Below are 24985 nucleotides of genomic sequence, written 5' to 3' on the forward strand. Positions count from 1 at the left end.
GGCTCCCCCATTGTTTCCCCCGCCACCCCCAGAACCAATCTTCCCCTGCATATCATCCAACCGAGCTTTTAGACTGGGAAAAGTTCTCCCATCCCGATCCCTGCGTGCAGCAACCACCTCGGCGTTCGGGTTAGAGGAGACATCGCTTTGCAGCTTTAAAATGGCTTGGTCTTGCTGTGCGTTTTTTTGTTCGACTTGTGAAAGACGGAGATCTTGTGTCTGATTTTTCGCTTCTGCCGCACTGACCGTTGACGATAACGTATTCAGCCCCGTTTGAAAGGTAGAAACAGCACCTTTCACGGCATCAAGCTGACGATCCTGTTCATCGTCTTTGTCTTTTAGCTCAAGGAATTTATCCTGTAAGCTCGGTTTATTCTCTCTGGCATCATCCAGCTCCTGGAGGTAGGAGTCGATTTCGGCGTGGGTACGTTTTCCCTTGTTGGCCAACTCATTATGATCGAGGACGACTTCGGTGCCTGTTCGGGTGATTCTGACCGACATACGTTCAGCTCCTTTTCGATTTATTTGGTATAAACGGCGGAGAAATTGATCCCAAAATGGACATGCGTCGTTTTATCTACGAGAGATGGATCAGTTTCTCGAGAAATCCGCGTCCAGAAAACTTGTTCATTTCCTGCCGCAGTATCTGGCAGGGTGAAGGAGTCGCCCCACGTACCAGGCACGCCATTTTTGTCTGTAGCGACATCTACAAGCCGTTTGTACTGATCGGTACCTGCATAAGAGGTGAGAACCCCTTGGATACCTGTAAAAGTCCCATGATGCATCGTATTTCGAGCGATCATTTTCACTTCCCTATACTGGCCTTGGAGCATATGACCGAGAAACTCCTCCGTGTTGTCTTGCAGGTGGACCTCATTTCCTTCGCCATCGATAAAAAAGAGGGTGAGAGAGGGGGAAAAGTCGTATTCGTCTCCGCCCCACATTTCCATCTGGTCGCTGGAACTAATGGTTGTTTTTCCGTCTGCTTCCGCAAAACGTAGGGAGCCAGTGAAAGGAATAGGATGCTGAGTCATATCAAATTGAATGGATGTTTGGCTTGTCCGGCACGTTTTGGAGTCGACAACGGTTCCTGTAGAATCGAGCAGCTCCACGCGGATGCCGGGGGAGAGGTTTGAGACTGTGAGAGTGGGGAGGGAGAAAACGCGGACGTGTTCCATGTCCAGATAGTCGTCTGTAGCGCTGCTGTTGAGAAATATACCGATTTTGGGAGCAAGGCGATTGAATTCCTCCGAACCGATGATGTGCCAGATGGCTCCGTCCTTGGACCAATACGCGGTGTAGGTATTGTAGTCGCGTATTAATCGAAGCCAGGGGAAGGTTTTTGCAGTGCCTTGCGATGCATCGTAGTATTCTTCGACGTGGAAAAAGTCATTGTGGTTAATGAAGACAGTCAATCCGCCTGTGCTTCCGGAAGCTTTCGGATTGTATGAATTTTTCATATCGAGGACGAATTGTTTCACGGGTGTAAGTGTGTCTAAAAAGAGTTGAAGCGGCTCGGCTCCGCCTTTTAAACGGAGCGAGCTTGGAGCGTCTGATAGCGACCACCTTGAAGAGTCATTTGGTGTCATGTTCCACTTGGAATCGAGGGTAAGAGAATCGAAAGAATCCTCGAAGAGAAACCCCGATTTACGCCGAGAAACTACACTCATAGAAGTACCTCCTTACGTAAATAGCCATATTCGTTTGCCAATCACACATGCCTCAGGGCGTTGTTTCCAGATCGCGAGCAAGCATTTGATCAGTGCTTCGACGCATTTGTCTCCGCTGCCGGGATCGCAGTAGGGGGTGACGAGGACCTTGTCGCAGATCCAGTTGGTTAGTTTGATGTAGTCTATTTCGCAACCATCCCAGACTTGTCCGCTGCTTTGCGCGATGAATTTCCACTTATACGTGTGTTTGCCTGCTTCGACAGGGTAGTAGTGATCATAGAAGCCGCCTTGTTGCGTGAAAGTGTCCATTAATACGTTGTCGATATAAAATTCGAGCTTGGAATTGAAAGGTTCGGGAATCAGTTCCCATGTTTCTATGGCTTGGAAATCCCTCATTCGGAATGTTGTTTTGTACTCTTTGCCAGTTACGGCGCTGGTTGTGCCTTTTTGCTCAGTGATGAATTCAAAGCGATAGGAGGGGGAGGAGGTAGGTAGGAGAGAAGCGAGGCCAAAGGATTGCCGCCCTTCTTCCAGAAAGGTTTGTGAATGAATCAAAGCTCCGTTTTGTCCATACACGTTCAAATGCATCTTGCTTCCGTTGCATCCCCCCATCCAAATAGCCGTATTTTCGGTGACCTTGAACCCACTGACGGTACAGGATGACTTTTTGAGAGGCTTCACGTCTTCCAATTGCACATGTGCGTCCGATAGGGAAACCATGTCGTCGCATTTCGTTAAGAATCGGTAATTCACTCTGTACCTTTTTGCTTCTGGGGTATTGTTGTTTAATGCAACTTCGATTAATTGCTCGTCATCACCATCGTATTCATCCTCGGAGATCAATTCGTCGGAATCCTCGTCATAGACTCTGACACGCAATCTCGTGTCTTTGCATAAACGAACCGGATCAGGGCTTTCCCATACTTCGATGGCATCTAGCCAGCACCATGAATCGGGAGGGATTACCCATTCTGTAGCAGGTGGGGTTGGGGGAGTTCCCGTATAAGGCGTTTCTTTTTTGGGGTAGTAATGTCCGGTAGAGTCATGACAATAATCTTCCCATTTCTCTTTGAATTTTCCTTCAGACAATCGAAATGATCCGCCATTACCGTGTAATCCGCCTTTCGTTCCAGGGCCTTTTACAAGTGTATATCGGATTTGATAGGTTTTACCTGGTGGAATGACTAGCTGTATCGGATGCTCCCGCTCTGCTTTATTGTATTGGCTTACACCGTTATAGTAGGCTGGGTATGGTTTACCTATAGATTTTCCTGTGGATTTATCGATGACTTCCATTTTTACTTCTGTCGTGTCATAAAGATCTTCTCCTTCGTTATCCCGCTGTGTGGTGGTTATTACTAAATTATTGATAGCGGCAAACTGAAGATTACTATCTACCCTATCATTATCAGGGTATTCATCCTTAAAAATAAGCTGTAAATACCACTTTCTTACTGGGAATAGTCTGCCATAATCATCTAGCTTAACGAAAACATCCTTCGCTTTTGACCAATCAATATTTTTATAGTCACGAGAACTACCTGCATTTTGGGTCCAGGACCATACTAAATCACCGCTACCTTGTGGGGTGGAGGATAACACCATCTGAAAGGATGCTCGATAGCCTTTATACTCTATCCCTATTTTTGGTTCTTTACTTTTATCCAGATCTCTTACTAAAGAAGCGAATTTACAACGTAATGTTATGATACCCCCACCAGTAAAACTGATGACGTGTTTAACCGTGTTACCTGGAACGATTGAATCTGTAAATAAAACGGGATATCCGTTTATCATTTTCAGATTTGAATTTAGTTTCAATCCGCTATAATCTAGATCAGATTTTGAAGGGGCGTTATTCGGTATGCCTGTTCCCCCAAATACTTTAAGCTTCTCGGAATACGTATAAGAGGCAAAACTAGGAGCAGTCACTTCCCGAGTGACAATTCCGCCATTTTTTGATTGCTCATGTCCCTTATAAAACATTCTTCCTGTGATACTACTAGGTAATCCACTATCGTAAAGGGAATAATCTATGTCATGATTCTTAATCCCAGCCTTGTAACATTTTTGCCCCCCTTCCTCCGGGGTAAGTTCTTCAGGTTCGTCAGTACCTCCTGAACCACTGCCTCCAGCCCCTGAACCAGATCCTACCTCTACTTCGATCTCTTCCAAATCCTCGTAGACCCATTTCAAAGAATGTTTTCCAGCAGGGAGTGCAACTTCCCGATAAAGACCTACGGCTGATTCGTGATTTTCGTTTCCTTCCCAAATCAGTTTGCCGTTATCATATAACTTCAACGATTCATAACGGCTGTACTTTCCTCCATATTCAAAGCGGACAAAGCCAGGATTTTTCAATTCAATATCACGTAAATAAACGCGATTTGTAGTTCCATCCTGATCCTTGACCATCAGAACACCATCATCAATATCTCCAGTATTCGATTCAGGATGATAGAGTTGGTAAATGTCTACCCATTTCCAGTTATCCCGGACATCTATATCTCTGCTCCAACGTTCGTCACCTGAATTGAAGTCCTCTGAAAAGACACGAACGTATTTGGAACGATCCGGGTCAAAGTCTGTTACATCAATGACAGGCTCCAGTAAAACCTTCTCTGTAAAATTCAGTGAAGCACCTGGGTTCAGTTTCACTTGATAATCTATTTCTGCTCTATTCTCGGTTGTAGTTGCCATCTTTTTGGTGCGGCTGTAGTCCCAATCATTAGGGCGATCTACAGAAATATAGCTTCCGAAGCGGCCACGTATTTTTTCGGAATCATCATCGTAATCAAAGTCCGTGTCCTTTTCAGCTCGAAAAGGCTCTTCCGTATAACTGTCTGTCACTCGAAAAGTAATCGTATGAGTGCCTTTGGTAAGAGGGATTTTTGCCGATTGGATCTCTGTGGTAGAGGCTGACACAAGCACCTGCTCCCCGTCTACCAGCACCTCAAGTGTTTCAGAAGGGCGAAAATCACAAGCATAATCAAATTCAAACCAGCCATCGTCAAAAAGAGTAACGGTAGTGGATGCATCGCCAGTACCTTGGCGTATGGGGTCTTCCATTACCAATGCTTGCATATTGAAATCAGGATGAGACCATCTTTTCCAAACGTTTACGCCGGAAAAAGAGAAGTGTGCTGTATCTGCGTCCAAATCTGAGATAACTTGTGGATTGTAATGATCAATCGACAGAGGAGGGCAGATTAATTCTACTTCGCCCTTTACATTGACCGTGGTCTTATCTCCGATGCGAACATCGTAAGTAATGTTAGCATCACCGGATGTGGTCTCAGAGTAGTGCTCGTAGGGATCAAGTGACCATGGAGGACCATGATGAGAAGAAGCATAACTTCCATATAGTCCGCTACCATGCATAATGCTTTGTTGAAAAGTGTCATCAAAAAAAGTATTAACATCAAATTGATAGGGTGGAGTTACTCTCCCCATTTTATGACTCCAAGAAAAAACACCGTCACATTCGTTGTCTAGTGAGATGGAGACTTCTCTCCCATTGATCTCCTCGGTCACTTCACCGTTATAGTAAGTCGTCATAATGCTTTTGCTTGATCTGGTAAGCCATTGCCATTTGGGATCAGCAAAAGCCTTGTTCCCCAATGTATCCACATCCGGCGGCGTCTGCTCATCCAAGCTCTGCACCACCTCAACACACTCCACATCTTTGACATAAACCGCATTTTTCCCAAACCGCCGATCACTCATCCGCCGCACAAACCAATCAAACTTGTACGTCTGCCCTGGCTTGACGTGAAACTTTGCTTCCTGCCAGCTGTTGCTTTGATTCCATTCCCCGCCAACCTGATTGTTGTTAATAAAAAACAGCAACCCATCGCCAGGAGCGGTGCTAGCCATGTACTTGAAACGAATAAATCCTTGCTTTTTAAAGCGCCATTGAAAAGTCACTTTGCTGGAATTACCGTGCTTGAGTGTGGTCACATCCAGCTTCATGATGTTTTCACTCCCCGCCATCTCATTGGAGCCGACAGAGTGAACCATCTTCCATTCTTGATCCTCGGTGGAGGAGACATATCGGAACAAGCCGTGAAACTTATCGGACAGCGGGAGAGTACGCATATCAAATGTAGGGACTTCTTTATCGATGGCATCGTAATGATTGAGATAGTAACCGCTAAAGTGATGATAATAAGGAGCCGGACAAACTGGCAGCGAAACATTTTGATGGGTTCCATCCGGTTGCTCGGCGTTTTTCAGGATTTTGTAAATGCAATCTCGAACCATGAGCAAGGCGCGCTGGTAGTCGTTTTTTTGCGGATCGATTTGCTGGTTGACCCACCATTCCAGGCGACGGTACATGTTCCAAAGCGCTTCGCGGCAACGAACCTTGGCATACCAATTTTTGTCCCGGACAAATTGCTCAATCATCTGATCGATCATGCTTTCGAGAGAGTCGAGATTGACCGTCTGCCAACGACCAATTTGACCCTTGCCGGGATCGCCCAAAAGCGGATTCTGATACCCAGCGTACCGATCCTCTGCACGAGGACGATTGGGGCTGTCCGGATTGTCCGGATGATTCGGGTGGAATGCGCCCTCTACTAATGAGGAGCGCATTTTTCCGAATGTGACGTTGCCCACTGATTTAGAAAAAATGCCAAACGTATGACCCAAAATGATCACCTCTAATCCGTAAAATCGTATTGCAGGTTATGATCTACCCAGACGCGGATGCGGTTTCCCGTAACCAAAACACGCAGCGTGTACCATTTCTCTTTTTCCCAGGCAAACGGGTTCATCGGGGTAGAGTACATAGTTGATCTACCATTCTCTACTTTGAAAAGCTGCATGGGCCGCGGCATACCGCTGGCGCTTCCGTCACTGACGACGAACATCCAGTAGTTCTGGTCGTTGTGATATTTGAACACGATGCCAGCGCTGTCTCCATCTGCGGGCTCATCTACTTTGAAATCGACCTCAAACTGATAGTCTGAATAGGTAAAGTCATTTCGAATGTAGCCGCTCATGCCACTAGAGCCCTTGGTATGGGTAAAAGTGCCTTGGTTGCGATTATGCTCCCAAGTGCCAGAGCCAAAACGTGTCCAGTTGTCTTGCCCCATCGCGAGTGCATTCATATCCGTCGTCCATGGATAGTATGCATTGAATGGATCGTGAGGATCGTATGCCTCTGGAACAGAAAAACCACCTGACCAATGCTCGGGATTATGCTCAGCCTCGAGTACATCGTTAGAGTAGTCGTAGACCAAACCTTGTCCTATTTCTTCTATACGATCTGCCCATGCTTTCTTGTAGTCGCGAACAGAAAGTAATGGTTTCTCGATATGACCTTTTCTATGATCCAATTGGCCAGCCAAGTATTCCAGGATGACGGCGTCTGCGAGTTCTTTTTTACCCATGATTTGGGTGAGCAGCGAGGTAGCGTGCTCTTGGTTTGAAGCGACCCAATCTGCGTTGATAACTGCTTGATCTGGTTGTTTGTAACTGAGGATAGATTCGATCAAATGAGCAGCTGCTTCCGGCTGATAGGCAATCAGTTGCTCATGCAATACCGTTTGTTCCAGCGCGAGCTTGGCATACTTTCGCCATTCATCGTCTTGGAGCTCTCCATCACGCGTGCTTTTTTCTGCCACATCGTATAAATCGACGAGGTAACTGGCTCGTTCATGCGGGGAGGTAGCGAAGAGATAGCCGCTGCACAATTCCGTGATTCTGCTGCGCAACAGTGCAGTGACTGGCAACTCGTCAAGATCGCTGGCGTGAGCGGATTTACGGGCTGTATGCTCTTCGAACAAAAAGGACGGATCAGGTTCCACGTAACCAAAAGGATGCTCAATTTGCAGCTCAGCTGGGCGGAATACATCTTCGCCGACAAGTGCCTCTGTAATGGATGAAGGGGCTACCTCCATTTGACTAGTGATTTCGACCCCTTCAACCGTGGAAGAGAGTAATACTTCCCGGTTTCCTGCAACACTGTCCTCCTCCAGATGCGAGAGAACCTCATTCGGGCGGGTGGATTCCGATGTATCAAAGGAAAGAATGCCGGCTCTGTCTTGCAACGTTTTACTGAAAATGACCTCAGATTCGATCAATGCCTGAACCCGCGTTCGCACACCCTCCAAAAATTCCTCATCTACATAAGCATCGAAAGTCTTGTTGGTCAGCGCCCATTCCATGAGTGCCTCCAGAATGCTTTGGCCGTCTGTCAGGCGCGAGGCAAAAATCATGTCGTCCATCAGGTGGGAAGGAAATTCTTTGGAAGCGAGGATGTCTTCCAAAAGATGAGCGGGCAGTAATCGTAAGATGGTCGCGAAGATCATATCCTCTGCCAGGAGACTTGGGCGTACATTTTCCAGATTGGCGAAAATGTCATTCTCATCCTGATAAAAGGATGGCTTAGGTGCTTTGCCCCCACTAAGATCGATCGCGCGTTCCTTTTCCCAAAGATGAGCAGCATGTACGAGCTGGCGATTTGCGCGAAGGTCATCCGTCATAATGGAAGTGGGGCGGGAAAGGTGTTTCTTTCCGAGCTCAAAATGTTGGGGAACCCAGAGTAGATTGACTTTTTCGCGCCGAGAATCAGAGAGGGGATTTGGGATAAACAGATGGTGTCTGTTTTGTCGAGTGGCTTGTTCAAGATGCGTCAAAAGTGAAGCATCAGTTTGAATCAAACGGGTTCCAGAAAGTTGTGACAAGAGAATAGCGAGGTCTGAAACCACGTCCCGATTGCCAATTGCATATTCCATCATGAGTGTGCCTAGTGATTGATAGGGACGAGCAGCATGGAGTCGAGAGCGATTAATGTACAAGTCATTCTGGTACGGACGGAAGGCTGTTGGTGAAAAGGAATCTAGGGAGAGAAGACGCGTGAAATCCCGATAGCCCCAGTCGTGCTTCTGTAAAAGGGAACCATCTTGACGCATGGTACGAAAACCTGTAGAAGCTCGATGGATAGCTAAGTTTTGCGCAGCAATCCTGCTTGCGCGATGAAGGAAGTGCAGCAAGGCGTCATACTGACGGGCTTTAAGGTAAGCCCAGTCCATGTCGCGAAGCACCTTCGTCGGCTTTGTTTTAATCCGGTGGAAGGCTTGCACGAAATGTCGGATCATATCGAAGGAAAAATGGCGCTCGCCAATGGAATGAGACCAATCCGTAAACATGGTCTGTCTGTTATCGCGGTTGGAAAGAGGTAGGCTGTTCTCAATAGATAGGTTGTGAGTGACTGATCTGGTTGCGTTTTCTCTTTCTATCTGCACAAAGAGAGAAGCCCAAAACTTTCGCTCAGCCAAGCTTCTTTCGGTGTTGACGAATAAATCGAACGTGGAAGTACGCTCTCCCGTGAGCCACTCGTTTATCTTTTTTCCGGCGAATCGTTCAGTCCGTGTTGCGCTAGAGTGATCTTTCCTGACGGTCGCATCTGCAAAAATAGAACGGCTGGCGGATGCTGGAGGTAAATCAATATGCAGCTCATCCTTATTCACACGCACGGACATTTGGGCCGGATTGAGCTTTGCCATTCCTGCTGTTTTGATCCGATCTGATAAATGTACACGACGAATGACTTGTAACGGTTGCTTAATGATCCGGTCTGCATCCAAGGCATCGTCCTGAAGCAAGCTCTCTTTAAACGGCGAGCGATCGGAAACCACGACCAACTCCATGGGATTGGCCATGCTAGTCTCATTCCGGATCATATCCTGCAAAGAATCTTGATGGTCAGCGGAAAATGATTTCCGATTTGCGAGCAAATAATCCAGCATGACCATACTGGCACTTTGCCCGTAGGGAATATAGACGAAGGAGTACTTACGGGAGGGCGAAGTCGTGAAAGTTACTTTTCCGATATAGTTGCGAATAGAAGCGTAGTGGTCTGCAAGTCTGAATTGATAGGCTGTTAGAGAAGAAATCCCGGTCAAATGGTTCACCTCCCAAAAAGAAGGGGGAACACCAGAGATGCGTTCTAGTTTTCCCCCTTTTGCTAGCTATACGGTTTTAGAGGGACTTCTTTTAGTAGCGAACTTCCTTCAGGAAAGCGACCCCCATTTTTACGTTGGCGGAGTAGTTCATGAAATTCTGCTCGGTATTGTGGTCGAAATAGCGGTATACTTCCTGCTTGTGTTTCTTGGTCGTGTCGCTCGGATCGACATCAATGATCAATTCATCCAAGTGGAGAATGTTGTTTTTCGAAACGGCAATGCATGCATCCAAGCTGCCGCGGTATCCATCGTAGCCATGCACGACATAAATCGGGCTCAAATGGTAACGGCGTGTCCAAGCAGATGCGTTAAAGCCTTGTGGCTCCAGAAGAAGACCCGTGTCCCCGAGCTTGCTGTCGGAATACGCCTTGCCCGGCTGTGGAGCTTGGGTAATGAAGGCAGGGTAGTGCTTTTGGAAGCGAATGCCGGATTTTGTCGCGAGCATTTGCAAGGTGTTGTTGCCAAAAGAGGTGTATTGACCATAATCGTGTGGGGCGATTGGAGCAGCAGGCTCAGCAGCGACAGCTCCAGCGGTCAGCATGATGTTTCCAACCACATCATCCATGTTGTACTTGAAAGGCTTGAGTGCGCCTACGTACAGGAAGCTCTTGCGATAATCTTCAAAGTGAACAGCCGGATCGCCAACAGCTACCAGAGAAAGGCGATTATTCATCACGTTCATGTACAGGTAGACAGGTTTATCAATCGTGCGATCTGTTGGTTTGCCATTTACGACGAATTTCTCGTCAGCCCATTCGAAATTGACTGGATGTCCTTCTGTTGTGAAGGTTTTGGCAGTCGCGTTGTATCCTTCCAAAACTTGAACCGTCAAGGAGCTGTGTTCCTTCGGGTTAGTGAAGCCTGGGTTGACGAATTTGACATAAAACTCTTTGGTCACGTTGTTAATATTGGAGATGCCCTTCAAGACAAGCTCGGAGGTTTTGCCGGAAGCGGAATCTTTTTTGGTGAGATCTGTGATGACCGTCCAGGTCGATTTCTCCTGTGTTTCACCAGCAGATGCATTATGCGGATAGTTAGTGATTTGTTCGATTTCGGATTTAATCGTATCCAGAAGCTCTTTAGAAGTGGTAATTTTTTCAATGTATTTAAAATTGGCCATGTGAAAATCCTCCTTTAATATACTTCTTTTAAGATGGCGATGGTGCAATCGGTAGGGTTGGGGGAGTACTTAAAGAAATTAACAGGGGTATTGATTCGGAAGAACTTGTATACCTCTGTCCAAGTTCCGGCAGCGGGGTTCTTCGGATCTTTTGGTTCCTCTGTATCTACGACGAGCTCGTCCTTGTTGATCAGATTATGGTCCTCGATTGCTACGACGCTGTCGAGGTAGCCACGATAGCCTTCGAACTGGTGTACCAGATAGATCGGCGATGCATGATATTTCTTCGTCCATTTCGAGCTTTGGAAGCCGTTTGCTTCCAGTACCATTTTGGACAGCTCAGGAGGGATTGTGCCCACTCCATCGTATTTGGGGAGCTGGGTAATGAAGGCAGGGTAGTACGCTTGGAAGTAGACGGAGCTTCGGGTTTGCAGCATGGAGAAGGAGTACATGCCGTTGGAGGTATAACGTCCCCAGCCCGAATAGTTAGGATTGGTGTCCTGCTTGATGTCGGCTGGAAGGAAGCCTGATTTTTCCTTTGTCAAATCGCCCATGCCGACTGTGATTCCGAAATTGCCTTTGTGGTCATAGTCAGCAAAAGGAATAGTTTTACCGATATAAGCAAAGCTGCTGTAGTAGGCATCCATATCAGGCGATGGATCGCCCTCAATCACGATTGCTACACGATCATTGCTGACGGAGAGGTTGTATTCGACCCAATAGTCTGGGCGACGTTTCTTGTTTGGTACCCAAGAGACGACAGAGTCAGCGCCGTAGAAAAAGTGGGAGGAAGGGCTTTTGATTTCGACCTTGTCGTCGTAATCGTGTGCCCATGCTTCGTGAGGCGGGGTGTATTTGTCGGTGTAGTCAGGATTGTTCCATTTGTTGTATTGGAGTTCGGCCTGTTTTTGGTCGAGGACGACCGGGACTTTACCGGGGATGACGGTGCTCTTGTCGCAGGCAAGCTGGTACGTATCGGCAGAGTTTCCAACCGGATTTTTGCCTGTGAAGCCTTTGCCGTAGGACACATCCAAGTAGTTGTATTGCTGGATGGGATGCTTCAGCATGACGAAATAATCGTTAGGCGTTTGGCCGGAAGGTACGTCAGGAACGGCTTTTAGGACGACAGTGCGGTCATAGTGATGAACGGGGTTGGCAATGTATTTGACCATTCCGAATTTGTAGAGGGTAGGACGGACATAAGTCCATTCCCAAGAGTAGTAAAATACCGACCATTGACCTTTTGAAAGAAGATCGTTCCAATCAGAGGGCATTTGTGTAATGAGTTTATACTCATCCCACTCTTTTCCAGGGGTGAATGTTACCCCATCCAACTCATACTTGCCCTGTTGCACTACATAGCATTTCTTCCTGACGGTGTTAGCAGGGTCGGTATCATCGACATTCACCACTAGCAGACCGGGAACAGATAGGGTGATATCGTTCCCTGCATCATTTTTATAGACAAACTCTTTTACCTGAATTTTTTTACTTGATTTCACATTCTCTGTATTAATCGTTTCAAAGATATAACCATTGTTATCAACGAGCAGAGTCCCTCCATTGCCTCGTAACTCCCGCAAATCCGGCAACACATAAACCGGATATGTCTTCCCATCCGTATGCTTGTACGTCCCTTGCGTATCTGCAACAATCGTCTTCGTATACGTAACCCACTTATCTTCATTAACCTCAAACACCTTTTCCCAGCGGTTCTTAGTCTCCGGGATTTTGGCATTGACGATTTCATCAGCCAGCTTGTTGATGAGCAAATCGGCTGTGACCTCGCCCTCGATCCAAGCTACTTGTTTACTAGGCATCCATACGCCTCCTTTACAGTTTCTTGCGTAAAAATTTCACATTGTACCAAACTTTCTTTTCCGTACCTGAAATGTTGTGGAAGTCAAAGCGGACCTGCGCATTTGGCTTCAACGGATAGACGATCCCAAAGCTGTTTCCCATCGAGACTGACTCCGGGAGCTCTTTGGTATAAATCGTCTCACAGACCTTCACGCCGTCCAGACTCAGCTCCCAGTAATCGCCGACGCAGTAGTTATTGGTAGCAAACGCCACGGATAAAAATTCTGTCGGATAGGGAAGGGCATAGGTATCGGAAAAGACTTGCTTGGACGCAGTCACATCAATCATGCGTCCGCGAATGAAGGGCTCGGTAAATTTGGAAAAGTGCGGGTAGGGGAGCTCACGTACCTTGTCGATCACGCCCCCGCCAGAATAAACAACGGAGAAGCCCACTTGTACTCACCTCTCTTTCTCTATACGAAGGACATCGGTGCCAGTTAAGAGGCCCCTCGTATCATAGAGTAGACGGATCAGGTAAGATCCTACCGTTTTTCCGTCAGGTGCGTAGCCCGCAGCGGTAACCGAGGTCAAGCGCCATAGAGAATAGTACTCCCAGTCTGGATGGAGCTGATCGACTTCAAGGGGGAAGGTGGTAGTGTCTGTAGAGCCAAACGTGAGGGAAATATCCAGCATGTAGCCAGACTCGTAGAACAGCTTGGCACCCGTGACCTTTTCCGGATCGAGGGGATGCTCCCGGATCAGACGAACAGAGGGTTCCTCGGCGAACGGGTCTGCTGTGACTGTCGTGATACGGTGGACTTCATCACGGATCAAATCGAGAATCGGATAAATCAAATAATCATTCGCAATCCCGGCCATTACACAATCGCCCCCTCGTTGTTGCTCCAAAATAAATCGAGGATTTGCATATAGCCGTTCTGCGCATCAAACATCGTACGGATTCCTTTGATCGTATACGCTTCGCGGGTGGTTGTATTGGAGTCGATAATGTAAATGCGATCGAGAACATCCAGGGCAGGGTTGCCGGGGATGGAAATTTGCAGCGTACGGCACAAGCGTTTTATATCAAAAAACGTTCTTCGCGCGGCCAGTCGCTTCAATTCGTCTGTCTTCGCAAAAGGAACATGCCTCACACCTGTGCGGACCTCGCCTTTTAGCTCCATCAAAATCTCGGTATCTACGAAATGACCAGCCTTATTTTCTTCGTCCAAAATGACTAGGTGGCTTCTGCCACGGGAAAAATCGATCGTCTTATGAATTGTGATCAAATTGTCGTGCTCCGTATAAGTAGCCACAATCGGCCGATTCATATCAATCTCTTCCAAGCGATACGTACCGTAACGGTCACAATAGGAACGGAATTCTGTATCTTTCATGATTTCCGAGATGGCTTCTCCCACTTTGTATTGATACGATTCGAATTTGCGTCCGGGCGGCTCAATAAAAGGATTTTTCCAACCTTTTGGGGTCAAAATGGATTCGGCATCGACTTCTACGAATTCGCCCTCTTTATCCGGTACAGCTTTGAAAACCTTGCCTGTTGCCTGCGTCGCATGGGTATAGCTCGTCTCTTGTACGATGGCATAGGGGTAGTAAATGTCTTGCGGATTGCTGCGCCAGCCATACATTCCTGCATGGGCGATCAAGTCTTGTACGATGGCTGATTTGAGGTAGGCGGCTTTGGCAGTTGGTTCGGTTGGGACAGGTGCGGTACCCTCCCACTCAGGAATCGAATCAAACTCCGTGCTGGAACGGAATTTTTGATAGATTTGCCACACGCTGTTATACCAATTCGTATCGCTCGCCCATTGATAGGCTCCTTTATCTCCTCCTTGCCAAAAATATTTGACGTCGTCGACAGATTGGAAGCGCCACTCTTTGCTCGCCATGGCTTCCCGATAGCGAACGGCTCCGCGATAGAGCTGTCGTTCGATCCCTTGGTATTGCGGATCGCATTTTTCACCGGTATAGCATCCATACCCGAGAATGAAGTCTCCTGGAGGCAGACCTTTCCCCAACGTGCCCATTTTGGTTTCGTGCTCCGCAATGGCTAGCAGAAATTTATAATCGAGCTCTGGACCCTGCTGCTTGGCCTGCTTTTTGGCCATCGAGATGATTTTGTCCCGACGAGACATCGAGGAAAAAACATTGGTATCATGCGCGGCAGAATGTCCGATGTCTGGGGGATATTGCTTGTCCTCGGTAATGACCTTGTTCAAAATCTTTTTATACATATCGCGGCAGTAAATGGTCATGGTCGATTCCTCGCCATTCAAATCGAGCTTGTCGATCAACCCAGTAAATACTCGCATCAAATTCAGACCGTAACCTATGTAGATCCGAACAGGAGTATTTTCAGAGAGGACACCGACATGGAATCCGTTCACAAAATAAGACCAAGGGGTTTCCTTGTAGGTTTCGGGAAAGTAAAACGGATTATAGTCCGGGCTGTAGTAGCCGCCCGGGTTTGAAATCGTGATTCGTGCCTCACATGATTCCATTTCAAACTGGTCGTCCATTTCGATATGGTTAATATTGTCCAGAGTAAGGGTGTCCATATAGACAAACTTTCCGACCTGAAGCGATACTTTTCGGGGCTGACCAGGCATGAAGGTGCTCGTAATTTCCCGTTCCTCAAAAAACTCCTGCTGTATCGTCGGATCGACTTTATCTTTGTTCCCGTACAGATCGGGTCGCCCTTGCAATTCCTTGATCTGAATGTATTGGAGGGAAAAGCGATTGACTTGTTTTCCATTCCAGAACAGCTCGATGCGGATTTCCATTTCGCCATTGGGAAAAGGAATATCACGAATCTCAACGTTTTCTGTCCCGGAGAATTTGTTGACCTTGATTTGCATTTTTCCATTGAAAAAAACGCGCAGCTCGCCGGCACCTTCACCGAAGTTGGTGGAGAACCCCATGCTAAAAATGCCGGGGTGAACGGAGGTCAGCTTGAGATTCATGCCTGTTGTTACAGTAGGGGATGGGAAGACGGTCTTGTACCCTTTGGGATCAAAGGTAAAGGTGAGGTTGCTATGCTCCGTCGAGCTTCTCTCGATCATGGATAGCTTTTTGGTTAGCTCGTCTACTTTGTAGACAGATTTTGTGTGCCACGTATTATTGGTAAAGCGTTCATCAAAAAGAGTTGCTCCTGGCGTTCCAACATAGGTGGCATCGGTTGTGACACCTGCGCCGTTATTGGAAGAGGCAGCGAACAGATGCTTCGAGCCATTCATATAAGGAAACGGATCGATGACGGCTTGTCCGTTCCAGACTTCAAAGTGCAGATGAGCTCCTCTTCCTTTTGAACGGGGGGAATTGGGATCGTCATAGGTGCCCATGGTCTTAACCCCGGCAGAGCGGACATCGCCTGTATTGCCGCTTTTTCCGATTGTGGTGCCCTGCGTGACATAATCCCCTGTTTTGACGTGGATTTCGCTCATATGGGCGTAGCGGGTCCACATGCCATCCGCATGCTGAATTTCTACGTGAAAGCCGTAGCTTCTATATTTCTCAGACACACTCACTTTTCTTACCTTGCCAGCCCAGGTCGCTTTGATAGGCGTACCGACCGGACAAGCGATATCGATCCCTTGGTGTTTGCGATTGTCGCCCATATAGGCGGTAATATCTCGGATGCTTTTGCCCTCTACGGGAAAGACAAAAGAAATCTTGGATAGAGCAGTTCCGCCTTCTCCTGAACCATCTTGAATGATGGTGCGGGTCAATGTTTTCTCTTCCTGCGGATCACTCATAATGAAATCGAGTTCTTCGGTACGGCCCGGCACGAAGATGAGTCGATCTATCTCGACGCGGCATGCGGGTTTTGACAATTCTCCCAGTTTGAGTCTTTCGGAGAGAATTCTGCGCAGCTCATTGGACATCGTTTGCATGAAAGCACCTCCTATTTAAAACGTTCCAGGGACCATTTTCGAAAGCGATTCAAAAAGGAGACGGCCTGTGCCCGGGTGAGCAGCGAGTAAGGCATGAACCATTTTTCTTTCTCTTCCGCGTTGGATGACGATACCTCGTACATGTGGTTGACGACAGCCGCTCCATCGACGAAATTGTTGATCGCAATGCCCTCGACCAGGTAATCTCCGTTGCCAAACCGCTCGTCTTCCATAGAGAGGACGGATGGTGCCCACCATGAAGGCTTGCTGCCTGTCATCCCGCCGTTTAGCGCAATTTTTTCCCCGGTGTTGCTGTTGTACATATATTTTTCGCGCCCGACATCTTCAAAGCGGGTGCTCGTCTCTTTGACATAGAGGAAATGAACGTTTTTGCCCGCCTCAAGCGGCATGTTGAACAGCACCGTATGATCATCAAATTCTTGATAGTCGGAACTGTTCACCACTTTTCCATCCACTTTGACCGTAAGCAGCTTTTTACCCGCAGGATAGGTACCGTTCAGACGAAAAACACGTTGTCCCTCATATGCCATGTGGGATTCATCCAGCCGCTGTGTGGGAGGCTGTGAATCCGTAAAGCGTTGGTAAAAAGAACGCCGAAGCCGATCAATGAGCAGAAAAGCCTCTGCCCGATTGATGTAGGCATTGGGAAAGAAGCGATCGTTTCTCCATACGCCAGGACTTTTCACTGAAAAATATCCGCCTCGCATAAAGAGAGCGCCGTTTTCGTAGCTGTTGTAGATGAAGCGCACCTGTACGCCGTTTAGATTGTAAGGAAGATAAATCGTTGCACTCGGAGCAGGACTGACCATGTAGACGTCTTGCTTGAGTCCGATATATTTTTTGGCGAGGTCTTGGGCAGGTGTCGATTTCCATTCCTCTTCTGGCACATCAATTCGCTTCAAGGAGCGACCATATGCGTACAAATACTCGTTGAATTGGCGGCTAAAGGGATTATAGAAATACGTGTCTCCGTTATCGAGGCGTTTGTTCGGGTAAGCAAAGGAAGAGGAGTTGGGAGGAATCGGTTTGCCAAAACGATCCAAGGCAGGCTTGCCGAAGCTGGAAAAAGCGACAACCGAGTTGGCAGATGGTGCGTAATACAGCTCGACGTCCGTTTTGTTCGGGTCAGTTTGATTCGGCCGAATTTCTTTGAACAGGGTTTGCGTGCCGTCAATATAGACAAAGAGGGGGTTATCTGCACCCGGTGTCAATTTGGCTGCGAGCGTAAATACTTTTTGTCCGGTAGAGCCCTTTTGCTCCTCATACAAGTAAGGAGCATTGCTTTCAAAGGAGCCATAAGCAATTCCTTGAATGAACGGTTCTCCGTCGGCCATCAAATAATTGCTGGCTTCCATTACTTCATTAAAAAACCAATCTTTTTCATTCACATCAGCCCAGCTGATCATTTTCATCACCTCCTATATAGAGTAGACAGAAACCCGGAACAGCCTCAGCTATTCCCGAATCATCCGCTCTACCAGCCGCCTTGTCCGATTCAAAAAAGCAATAAATTCGGCGCGCGTCACGAAATCATTGGGGCGGAAGTAAATGACGGGCTTCCCATCTCGGGTAATAACCGTAATTAGTCCAAGATCGGCCATTTCCTCGATGTTTTTCTGCGCCCAATGCCCTTCAATATCTTGAAACTGAAAGCGTGATTCGCGCTCAATTGAGTCTTTTTTGATGAGGATCAGATCGACGGTTACGCTGTAGCGCCGTCCTGCCTCAAGTACTTGAGGGGTAATAGATTCTGCGCTTCCCAGAAAAATGCTTCCCTTTTCATCGTAAAACTTGTGGGTCCAGCCTGCGTAGCTCAAGTACTGGTTATACGATTCCTTGTCTGGAAAAAGCAAGGTCAATGAACACTGGTAGCTGCTAAAACCGGAGTGGTGGATGTGCGAGGGAGCGTTGATGATTTTGATTTCGCGCAAGGAAGGCTGGGGGCTTGGCGGAGAATACGGCTCGATGAGTCGGGCGTTTACTTCGATAAACTCAAAGCCAGTATCAAGGAACAGCTTTTTTTTGTAGCGCTGATTGGCAGTGCCAAAGGCGTATTGTTGGGTCATTTCTGTACCTCCTTACAATCTCGTGTAGCTCGTGGCGATTCCAGAGCGGACTTGTTGGCTTAATTCGGTAGAAAGGCTTGCTTGTGTGCTGCGAACGGCTTCGCTGACGGTCGAGCCGAGGCGTTGGAGGTCAGCTTCCGTTCCGCTCATGTTGGCGATGGTAATGTTCACATTGCTGTCGCCGCCATAGGTAAAGTCGTAGGTGCTGTGTGTTCCATTGGCCGTTTGCATGCCCCAGTAGGTAAGTGGCTGCAAGCCTTCGGGCATGTTGAAGGTTCCTTTGGTAGGCTGCTTGGACATATGCAGAGATACGAGATTGTCGTACTTGGCTTTTTCGAGGCCTTTTTTAAAGTCCTCAATGCTTTTCTTGAATGTCTCGTTGTTTTGGTACTCGGCCAAAAGACGATCCATGTCAGAATTCCCTGCATCTAACGACTCAATCGTACTGCGTAAATATTTTTCCTCGAGTTTCTTAATGAATTCGGAATTGGGACGGTGACCAGCTAAGAGTGCTTCGCTTCGGTCAATGTAATACTGATGCTCTTTATTTGCCAGGTCAGAGCTCACTTTGCTCATCGCAGATTCAATTTCGGCGCTAGCGTTTTCGTTGATTTTATCAAGATTATTTTGTGCATGAGAAGCGTCTAAGCCCGCGAGTGCTAATTGTCCTACTAGTTTGGCATCAGTATTGTCGGGGATGTTCGATGTGAGCTTGTCAAGCTTAGAACGGGATGTTTTATTATTTTCCCCTTTACCAGAGTAGTACTCTTCTCTGATAGCTCGCATTTCTGGTGAATCTTCCGTTTTGCCCTGAGCCAATAGCTCAGCCTTTTTTTTCTTAAAATTGGCTTCAAGGATCGCGTCCTTTAAGTCGAGTAATTCCAGATTATAACCAACTACTTCCTTGCCAAGGTCAAGTGTTTTGACTTCATCCCATGAAGGAACGGCGGTATTGTTCAGCTTGGAGCCGTCTCCATCAATATCAATAAACCGAGAGTACTTTTCTTTTTCATCGTCTTTTTTATATTTTGCTTTGAGTTTTTCGAGTTCGAGGTCAGCTTCCTTGCTGTCTGGCTGGAAGGTTTTATTTAACTCATTTTTGAGGTCTTTGCCATCATATTTGTAAGCAGCTTCGAAAGCGTTATAGTAATCGCCCCATGAAGGAGCAGTGCCACCCATGAAGTTGATCAAACCATCTCCAAGACCTGTAAGAAATGTCGATGCAAAAAAAGCATGCTTTAAACCAGGAGGCATTTTGTCAATACTCACGAAGTCATCCACGAGGCCTTTTTGATTTTCCAACACTCTGCTTTGTCTCTGGGAATCGGACATAAACATAGGTTGCAGCCAATCTTTGTTAAGGCTATCCACAAAATTTAGCGCCGTGATGCCAACGCCTATGAGACCAAAACCTTTTAACAATTTCCCGGCGTTTTTTAATCCTTTTCGCCAAAGTGGTACTCTCTGGGTTGTATCATCGGGAGGCGTTGAATCTCTGTTTGCTCTCTCTCTTGTTGGGATATCCGGTGTGGAGCTTGACTCATCCGTATCATCCGCCGTATCGTCCGATTCTTTCTTGTCCTCCTTCTTTTTTCCTTTCAAGAACTTTTCCCGTATTTTCGTCTTGAAATCCCCCGAGAATTCCTCAAAAAGGAGAGCAGCAACAGGGGTCAATCTGCTAGCGGCAGAGGATGAACTGCTAGCGGCTGGAGTTGAGGAAGCAGCCTGAGGACCCGCTGTGGCAGTCGGAGGTTTGGGTACAGCCGTGGATAGTGCTTCTGTCAATTCCTTCAAGGCTTCCCGTGTTTTCTGGAGTTGTTTCTCTTGCTCTTCTAAGTCACTGGTCATGTTCTTGATTTGCTCATCAGTAGCAACGGATGTATCAGAGAGAGCACGCAGTCTTTCGTCCAGCGAGGAGACGGCAGGAATCAAGGTGGTAATCGTGCTCTGCAATCCACCAAATGCGCGCTGAACCAAATGAATTCGGCTGGCGAGCAAATGTGCCTGACGCTCTACATCGCGCATCTTCAACCAGAGCAGATGCAACTGTTTCAGCAGCTTTTTCTCTTCCGCAATCAATGCCTTTAGCAATCGATCATTGTGAGGATACAGCTCTTGTACCTTTTTCTGTTCCAACCTGTTACGAATCAATCGAGTGCGGGCTGCCTGATAGGAAGATAGATTTTGCAATTGCCAGGACTGGATTTCCAACGCTTCTTGTGTAAAGGGAGAAGAGGATTGACCAAGCAGTGTGGTAACATGCTCTTGTCTTCGCTGCTCACTTCCTTCATGAAGATTGCGCCGGGCTTTGACGTAGGCGGCTTTTCCTCCGTATTGATCCACAGCACTTCTCAACAGACGAACAGCGAGCGATAATTGGCTCTGGCTTTCTCTCATGCGCTGAAGCAGGTGCACCAAAAGCGAGGGAAAGCTACCGGGCTGATTTTTAAAAATATTGAAGGCTTCAAGGGAGGCTGCCTGCCAGATGGTTTGCATCCGGGTTTGGGGAGCAAGAGGGTCATTTGGTAACATGGCTGCTTTCTTTCGAATATCGGCTACGGTTACATGCGGATCATTTGATTGGCGAGAAGACGTATAGTAGGCTCTGGTTACTTCTTCAAGGCTGACGGCATGTGTTAGCGCGATATCCCGCAGGTCTTGTTTGACTCCTGATCGCAAGTATTCGCGCAAACCAAGTGCTTCTTCTTCCACTTGTTTTTGATTCGTCGTTCGTCCTGAAACGCGTGTCTGAGCCAAATCCATCATGTTTGTATCTTTGAACAAAAAATTGCGTTCTGCTTTTTTTATCATGCGGTTCAAAGATTTCGCTGACTCCCAATTTTCGATGTCCATCGAGGAAATAAGCGTGTGAAGGCCGCTGCTCATCATGTTTCGCAACATATTTACGGCAGCCTCTTCCCATACTTTTGGGTGAAGGTTGCTTCTTTTGCCGTAGAACTTTTCTGTTCTTTTAACGGGAGCATCAGCAACAGTAGCAAAGCGGAACGGGGAAATGGCTCCAGTGCTTACGGACAGCCGGGAAGCAGGAGCAGCATGGGAACTAGGCTGAGACTCATACTTACGGGAAAAGCTGAGCGGCTTCGACTCAATGTCGCGTATCATCTGGCGTAATTCATACAGTTGCTGATTCATTGCTTGAAAAAATGGGGTAGCTTGCTCGGCTCGAAATGGGGATGCCGACTGCTCTACAACACTCCGTGCAGCACTCGTTATAGAGCGGAGGGCATCGGTCAAACGTTGAGCTTCCATGAATATCACCTTCCTCAAAAGAAAAATCCCGTTCTGGTCTTAGAATAGACAGAAACGGGTTATAGACCACCTAACACTTTGCCAAGTACGGCAATATCGTCTTCGGAAATTTCCTGATAGTCTTGCGAACTAGATGCATGGGGAGAACTGGCAGCAGAATTCGTACCCTTTCTTCTCAAGAAAGGAAGTCCCATGCGTGTCTCTACCTCAAATTGAATGTATTTGTTCACTCTCTTCATTAATTCTGCTACTTGGGGAAGGGTGTACTCCCAAATATCCCATTTCTTCAAACCACAGTCCTTATGGAGATGAAAAAATAGATCGCCCCAATCAAGTGGCTCACCAGATTCCGTATCGCGAATGGTGGAACTGTCACCCTCGCCACTCTCTACTTTTTTAAGCCGTTTAGACCAATGAGAATGTTAATAAGCTTTTTGGCCGTCTCCAAATCACAATGTTCATCCAAGTACTCACGAGTAACCGTAGGGTAGTTGCGAAAGCCCAGAAGCAGGATATCGAATAGGTCTTCTTCCTTGTTTTCATAGGGGAGAAAATTGAGAATGATCGCGTCGATATGGATGGTTCCTAGCTTTTTCATCAGGATGCGGGCGTCTTTTAAGGTCACAGGCGGAATACGGTAGGTTTTGCCGTCACGCAGCATGATTTCACTATCATCTTCAAAGAAAATAGCCTCTACCAGATCAGCCTCCTGCTGTTTTTTGATACGCTCTACAGCTTCTTGGTTCATCATCTCTGCGTGTTTTTTTTCCAGATCTACTTGGTGGTTTAGCACGGAAGAATCCCTCCTTGAACAATGCTAGATTGTATTTGTTAAATATATCTACTTGCTAAAATGAGTTGTCGTTCGCTATGATTCGTTGTAAGTTATTCCCTTTGAAAAAAGCAAGGCAAGAGCGAAGAGCACGGGCTCTCCACTCAGCCTGCTTAACCTCTAAAGAGTTACACTTTTTTGGCCGATACGAAGCGTTTCACACTGCCTAGCTTGCCATCTGCTCGCTCTGGATCAATAACGGACAAGGAAATAGCGGAAGTGCTGGCCGTGGAGCGTGCCGCATCGATCGAAAAGCTGCCTTTTGCCATGCAGGAGAACAGCTCTGTTTCAATGCCTGCATAGGTTCCGTCCTTTTGCAGGAAAGAGCCGTGATGGACGACATGAACCGGGAATGGCACTTCATCCATCAAAATGTCAACCACGTCTACGGTTTCGATTCGCTGATAGTTGAAGACCACATCTTCATTGAGCAGGGCAGGAGAGAAGATCAAACGAGTTTTGATATCGCTGCCGTTATTGAAAGTATCCACCATGAACTCATCAGCTTGTGGTGCAGCAGACGTGCTCAACTTCACTTGTTTCAAAAGGCGATTGCTATTTTTTAGACGAACAGCAAATCCGCCACCGTTGAAGAGCTTGCCGCCAAACTCGACTTCACAAACACCAGCGTCGCCAGTGGATGCTGTGCGATCCAGGCTGCCAGCAGTAACTGCTTTTTGCTCACCCAGTACATACACATAGTCGCTCTTTTGTTCTTGCAGCTTGGAGCCCATCATCAGCTCGAGAGCCGCCAGATCAAATTTGGCATCCGTTGCGGTAATCTCAATGCTTTTGGATTTGACGAGAGTGTCAATGGCGAAGAGTCCATCGCCGCCAAAGATATCCTCCATTTCAACATTCATGTCAATTTTCAGGTCCTGCATATTACCAAGCGTAATGACTTCGACGCCATTTCCATCTTTGGAAGCGCGTTTGGCAAGAAATTGACCGACACCTTTGATAATCATTTTTTTAGACAATGAAAGTCACTCCTTCTAGATAGGGGATTTGGGTGTTGTTGCTGAATCGTGTGAAAAGGGAACCGCGATCAGCTTGTCATAGGATAGACGGGGTTTTGAAATGTCTAACAAACTTGCAAAGTAAACTTCGTAACCAGTGTGAAACAGTACGCAGAGGAATGGCCTGTATCGGATTCCTGCTGGGAGACAACATAGGTGTCCAAACCTTCTATTCCATTGATCGATAAGCTTTTGCCGTCTAATAGATGGAAAAGATGGTTCGCGATTTGATGCGCCAGCTCGATATCACCAGGCGTGATCACATCCAATCGGAAAAAGCTGGTGAGAAGGAGGGGATTATCGGTGTCGCGCTTTCCGGAAGTTGCGTAGAAGGAAAGGAGAGGCTTCGCAACATCAGATAGCGGAGCGAGCTTTCTTTGCTTGATAATCTGCCTGGATAGGGAGTCCTTGTCTTCTGGAGCAATGCCGAGTAATCCGAGCAACTGGCTATCCGTAGAAAGTAATTCATAGAGATGATGATAGAGATCGACAACCACGAATGATTCACCCCCTTTAGCTGAGATTTTTTGGAACAAAAGATGCTCCTTCTACGTTCATAGGTTAGACAGATGGGGAAGAAGTCTCCCTTGGAATACATATTCGGTCGTAAATAAGCCAGGAGGTCATAACATTGCGAAGTGATAGGATACAAATCATCATTCAACAAACGAAGGAAAAAGTTTCTGCGAAGGCGCTTGAAGATCATGAAGCCGTTGTCGGGATTATGGCGATGGCCAAGAACTTCATGCTGAATGAAGAAAGTGTGCGTCACATTATCCACGAGGTTTTGGATGGAGATAAGGAACGAATGGCTAAGGCATTGACAGTAGCCAGCCATTTGATTGATGAAAGCTTGATTCAAAAAATCATCTCAGATGTAAAGTAAGCCCGTCCACAGCGGGCTTTTTCTTTTTATAGGGAGAAAACTCATTCCAAACTGTCTATTCTATTTCAAACAATAAGAATAGAGGGGATAAGAATGAGAGATTCCAAAAAAGCCGTATTGTATGTCGTAATTATTGCTGCATTAGCTGAATTTCTACTAGGAGAGGATATCGATCGCGAAGGTTGGGAGGAGCTCAGTGATGCGCTTGGCATGCTGGGAATGGATCTGAACGAGGTTTTCACAGAAAATGATTCCTTGCTGCTTGGATTTCAAAGAGTTTGTCAGGAATTTGGGAAGATGAATATCACAGAGGAAATGATAGAGGAATTATACGTAGAGGACCAGCTGGAATAAACGGCTGGTTTTTTTTATTTCAAAATCCGCTTAATTCATCGCAAATCGCTTCGTATAGAT

Annotated in this window: 18 protein-coding genes and 1 pseudogene; 3 read left to right on the top strand and 16 right to left on the bottom strand. The window is 47.0% G+C overall.

Annotated elements, in window-relative coordinates; translation table 11 throughout:
* From C7R91_RS16245 to C7R91_RS16255, 3 genes and pseudogenes are all read right to left on the bottom strand, one after another.
* A pseudogene (locus C7R91_RS16245) lies at positions 1–501 on the bottom strand (discoidin domain-containing protein); the annotation flags it as partial.
* A gap of 20 nt (positions 502–521) precedes the next feature.
* A complete protein-coding gene (locus C7R91_RS16250; protein WP_047072291.1) occupies positions 522–1670 on the bottom strand; it encodes a beta-xylosidase family glycoside hydrolase in 1149 nt (382 codons plus the stop codon).
* A gap of 12 nt (positions 1671–1682) precedes the next feature.
* Entirely contained in the window at positions 1683–5642 is a 3960-nt protein-coding gene (locus tag C7R91_RS16255) for a hypothetical protein (RefSeq protein WP_236697938.1), read from the bottom strand.
* Positions 5643–5681: 39 nt separating this feature from the next.
* Here C7R91_RS16255 and C7R91_RS29715 point away from each other — a divergent pair, with 39 nt between their 5' ends.
* A complete protein-coding gene (locus tag C7R91_RS29715; RefSeq protein ID WP_236697937.1) occupies positions 5682–6254 on the top strand; it encodes a hypothetical protein in 573 nt (190 codons plus the stop codon).
* Between the two features lie 80 nt (positions 6255–6334).
* Here the strand turns inward: C7R91_RS29715 and C7R91_RS16260 are convergent, their stop codons facing one another.
* From C7R91_RS16260 to C7R91_RS16320, 13 genes are all read right to left on the bottom strand, one after another.
* Positions 6335–9592 carry a 3-keto-alpha-glucoside-1,2-lyase-like domain-containing protein gene (locus C7R91_RS16260; protein ID WP_236697936.1) on the bottom strand — a complete coding sequence of 1086 codons (3258 nt, stop codon included), beginning with the start codon at positions 9590–9592 and terminating at the stop codon, positions 6335–6337.
* Between the two features lie 82 nt (positions 9593–9674).
* Positions 9675–10763, bottom strand: coding sequence for a hypothetical protein (locus tag C7R91_RS16265; protein ID WP_047072285.1), 1089 nt, complete (start codon positions 10761–10763; stop codon positions 9675–9677).
* A gap of 14 nt (positions 10764–10777) precedes the next feature.
* A complete protein-coding gene (locus C7R91_RS16270; RefSeq protein WP_047072283.1) occupies positions 10778–12583 on the bottom strand; it encodes a hypothetical protein in 1806 nt (601 codons plus the stop codon).
* A 13-nt stretch (positions 12584–12596) separates the two neighbouring features.
* A complete protein-coding gene (locus tag C7R91_RS16275; RefSeq protein ID WP_047072281.1) occupies positions 12597–13016 on the bottom strand; it encodes a DUF8551 domain-containing protein in 420 nt (139 codons plus the stop codon).
* 6 nt (positions 13017–13022) lie between these two features.
* Positions 13023–13442, bottom strand: a complete 420-nt coding sequence (locus C7R91_RS16280) for a hypothetical protein (RefSeq protein ID WP_047072280.1) — start codon at positions 13440–13442, stop codon at positions 13023–13025.
* On the bottom strand, positions 13442–16477 hold the full coding sequence (locus C7R91_RS16285; RefSeq protein ID WP_047072278.1) for a M23 family metallopeptidase: 3036 nt from the start codon (positions 16475–16477) through the stop codon (positions 13442–13444). The genes C7R91_RS16280 and C7R91_RS16285 overlap by 1 nt, the downstream gene beginning before the upstream one ends.
* An 11-nt stretch (positions 16478–16488) precedes the next feature.
* Positions 16489–17904, bottom strand: a complete 1416-nt coding sequence (locus C7R91_RS16290) for a hypothetical protein (RefSeq protein ID WP_047072276.1) — start codon at positions 17902–17904, stop codon at positions 16489–16491.
* Positions 17905–17952: 48 nt separating this feature from the next.
* A complete protein-coding gene (locus C7R91_RS16295) occupies positions 17953–18564 on the bottom strand; it encodes an S-layer homology domain-containing protein (RefSeq protein WP_047072275.1) in 612 nt (203 codons plus the stop codon).
* Positions 18565–18576: 12 nt separating this feature from the next.
* Positions 18577–21834 carry a hypothetical protein gene (locus C7R91_RS16300; protein ID WP_047072274.1) on the bottom strand — a complete coding sequence of 1086 codons (3258 nt, stop codon included), beginning with the start codon at positions 21832–21834 and terminating at the stop codon, positions 18577–18579.
* Between the two features lie 59 nt (positions 21835–21893).
* Positions 21894–22124, bottom strand: coding sequence for a hypothetical protein (locus tag C7R91_RS16305; protein WP_236697935.1), 231 nt, complete (start codon positions 22122–22124; stop codon positions 21894–21896).
* 98 nt (positions 22125–22222) lie between these two features.
* Entirely contained in the window at positions 22223–22627 is a 405-nt protein-coding gene (locus C7R91_RS16310) for a hypothetical protein (protein WP_047072272.1), read from the bottom strand.
* 167 nt (positions 22628–22794) lie between these two features.
* On the bottom strand, positions 22795–23646 hold the full coding sequence (locus C7R91_RS16315; protein WP_047072271.1) for a YomU family phage tail tube protein: 852 nt from the start codon (positions 23644–23646) through the stop codon (positions 22795–22797).
* A 104-nt stretch (positions 23647–23750) separates the two neighbouring features.
* On the bottom strand, positions 23751–24182 hold the full coding sequence (locus C7R91_RS16320) for a hypothetical protein (protein ID WP_047072270.1): 432 nt from the start codon (positions 24180–24182) through the stop codon (positions 23751–23753).
* A 134-nt stretch (positions 24183–24316) separates the two neighbouring features.
* On the opposite strand from C7R91_RS16320, the gene C7R91_RS16325 reads away from it, so the two are divergent.
* Together C7R91_RS16325 and C7R91_RS16330 are read left to right on the top strand one after the other, a co-directional pair.
* Positions 24317–24571, top strand: coding sequence for a hypothetical protein (locus C7R91_RS16325; RefSeq protein ID WP_047072269.1), 255 nt, complete (start codon positions 24317–24319; stop codon positions 24569–24571).
* 93 nt (positions 24572–24664) lie between these two features.
* Positions 24665–24925 carry a hypothetical protein gene (locus tag C7R91_RS16330; protein WP_047072268.1) on the top strand — a complete coding sequence of 87 codons (261 nt, stop codon included), beginning with the start codon at positions 24665–24667 and terminating at the stop codon, positions 24923–24925.
* Positions 24926–24985: the final 60 nt, after the last annotated feature.

Source organism: Brevibacillus formosus, from assembly GCF_003013405.1.
Taxonomy (GTDB): domain Bacteria; phylum Bacillota; class Bacilli; order Brevibacillales; family Brevibacillaceae; genus Brevibacillus; species Brevibacillus formosus.

Coding starts and splice junctions, on each gene's coding strand:
- C7R91_RS16285 (WP_047072278.1), bottom strand. CDS start 16,477: ATGCAAACGATGTCCAATGAGCTGCGCAGAATTCTCTCCGAAAGACTC.
- C7R91_RS16265 (WP_047072285.1), bottom strand. CDS start 10,763: ATGGCCAATTTTAAATACATTGAAAAAATTACCACTTCTAAAGAGCTT.
- C7R91_RS16330 (WP_047072268.1), top strand. CDS start 24,665: ATGAGAGATTCCAAAAAAGCCGTATTGTATGTCGTAATTATTGCTGCA.
- C7R91_RS16270 (WP_047072283.1), bottom strand. CDS start 12,583: ATGCCTAGTAAACAAGTAGCTTGGATCGAGGGCGAGGTCACAGCCGAT.
- C7R91_RS16280 (WP_047072280.1), bottom strand. CDS start 13,442: ATGGCCGGGATTGCGAATGATTATTTGATTTATCCGATTCTCGATTTG.
- C7R91_RS16290 (WP_047072276.1), bottom strand. CDS start 17,904: ATGATCAGCTGGGCTGATGTGAATGAAAAAGATTGGTTTTTTAATGAA.
- C7R91_RS16255 (WP_236697938.1), bottom strand. CDS start 5,642: ATGAAGCTGGATGTGACCACACTCAAGCACGGTAATTCCAGCAAAGTG.
- C7R91_RS16295 (WP_047072275.1), bottom strand. CDS start 18,564: ATGACCCAACAATACGCCTTTGGCACTGCCAATCAGCGCTACAAAAAA.
- C7R91_RS16300 (WP_047072274.1), bottom strand. CDS start 21,834: ATGGAAGCTCAACGTTTGACCGATGCCCTCCGCTCTATAACGAGTGCT.
- C7R91_RS16250 (WP_047072291.1), bottom strand. CDS start 1,670: ATGAGTGTAGTTTCTCGGCGTAAATCGGGGTTTCTCTTCGAGGATTCT.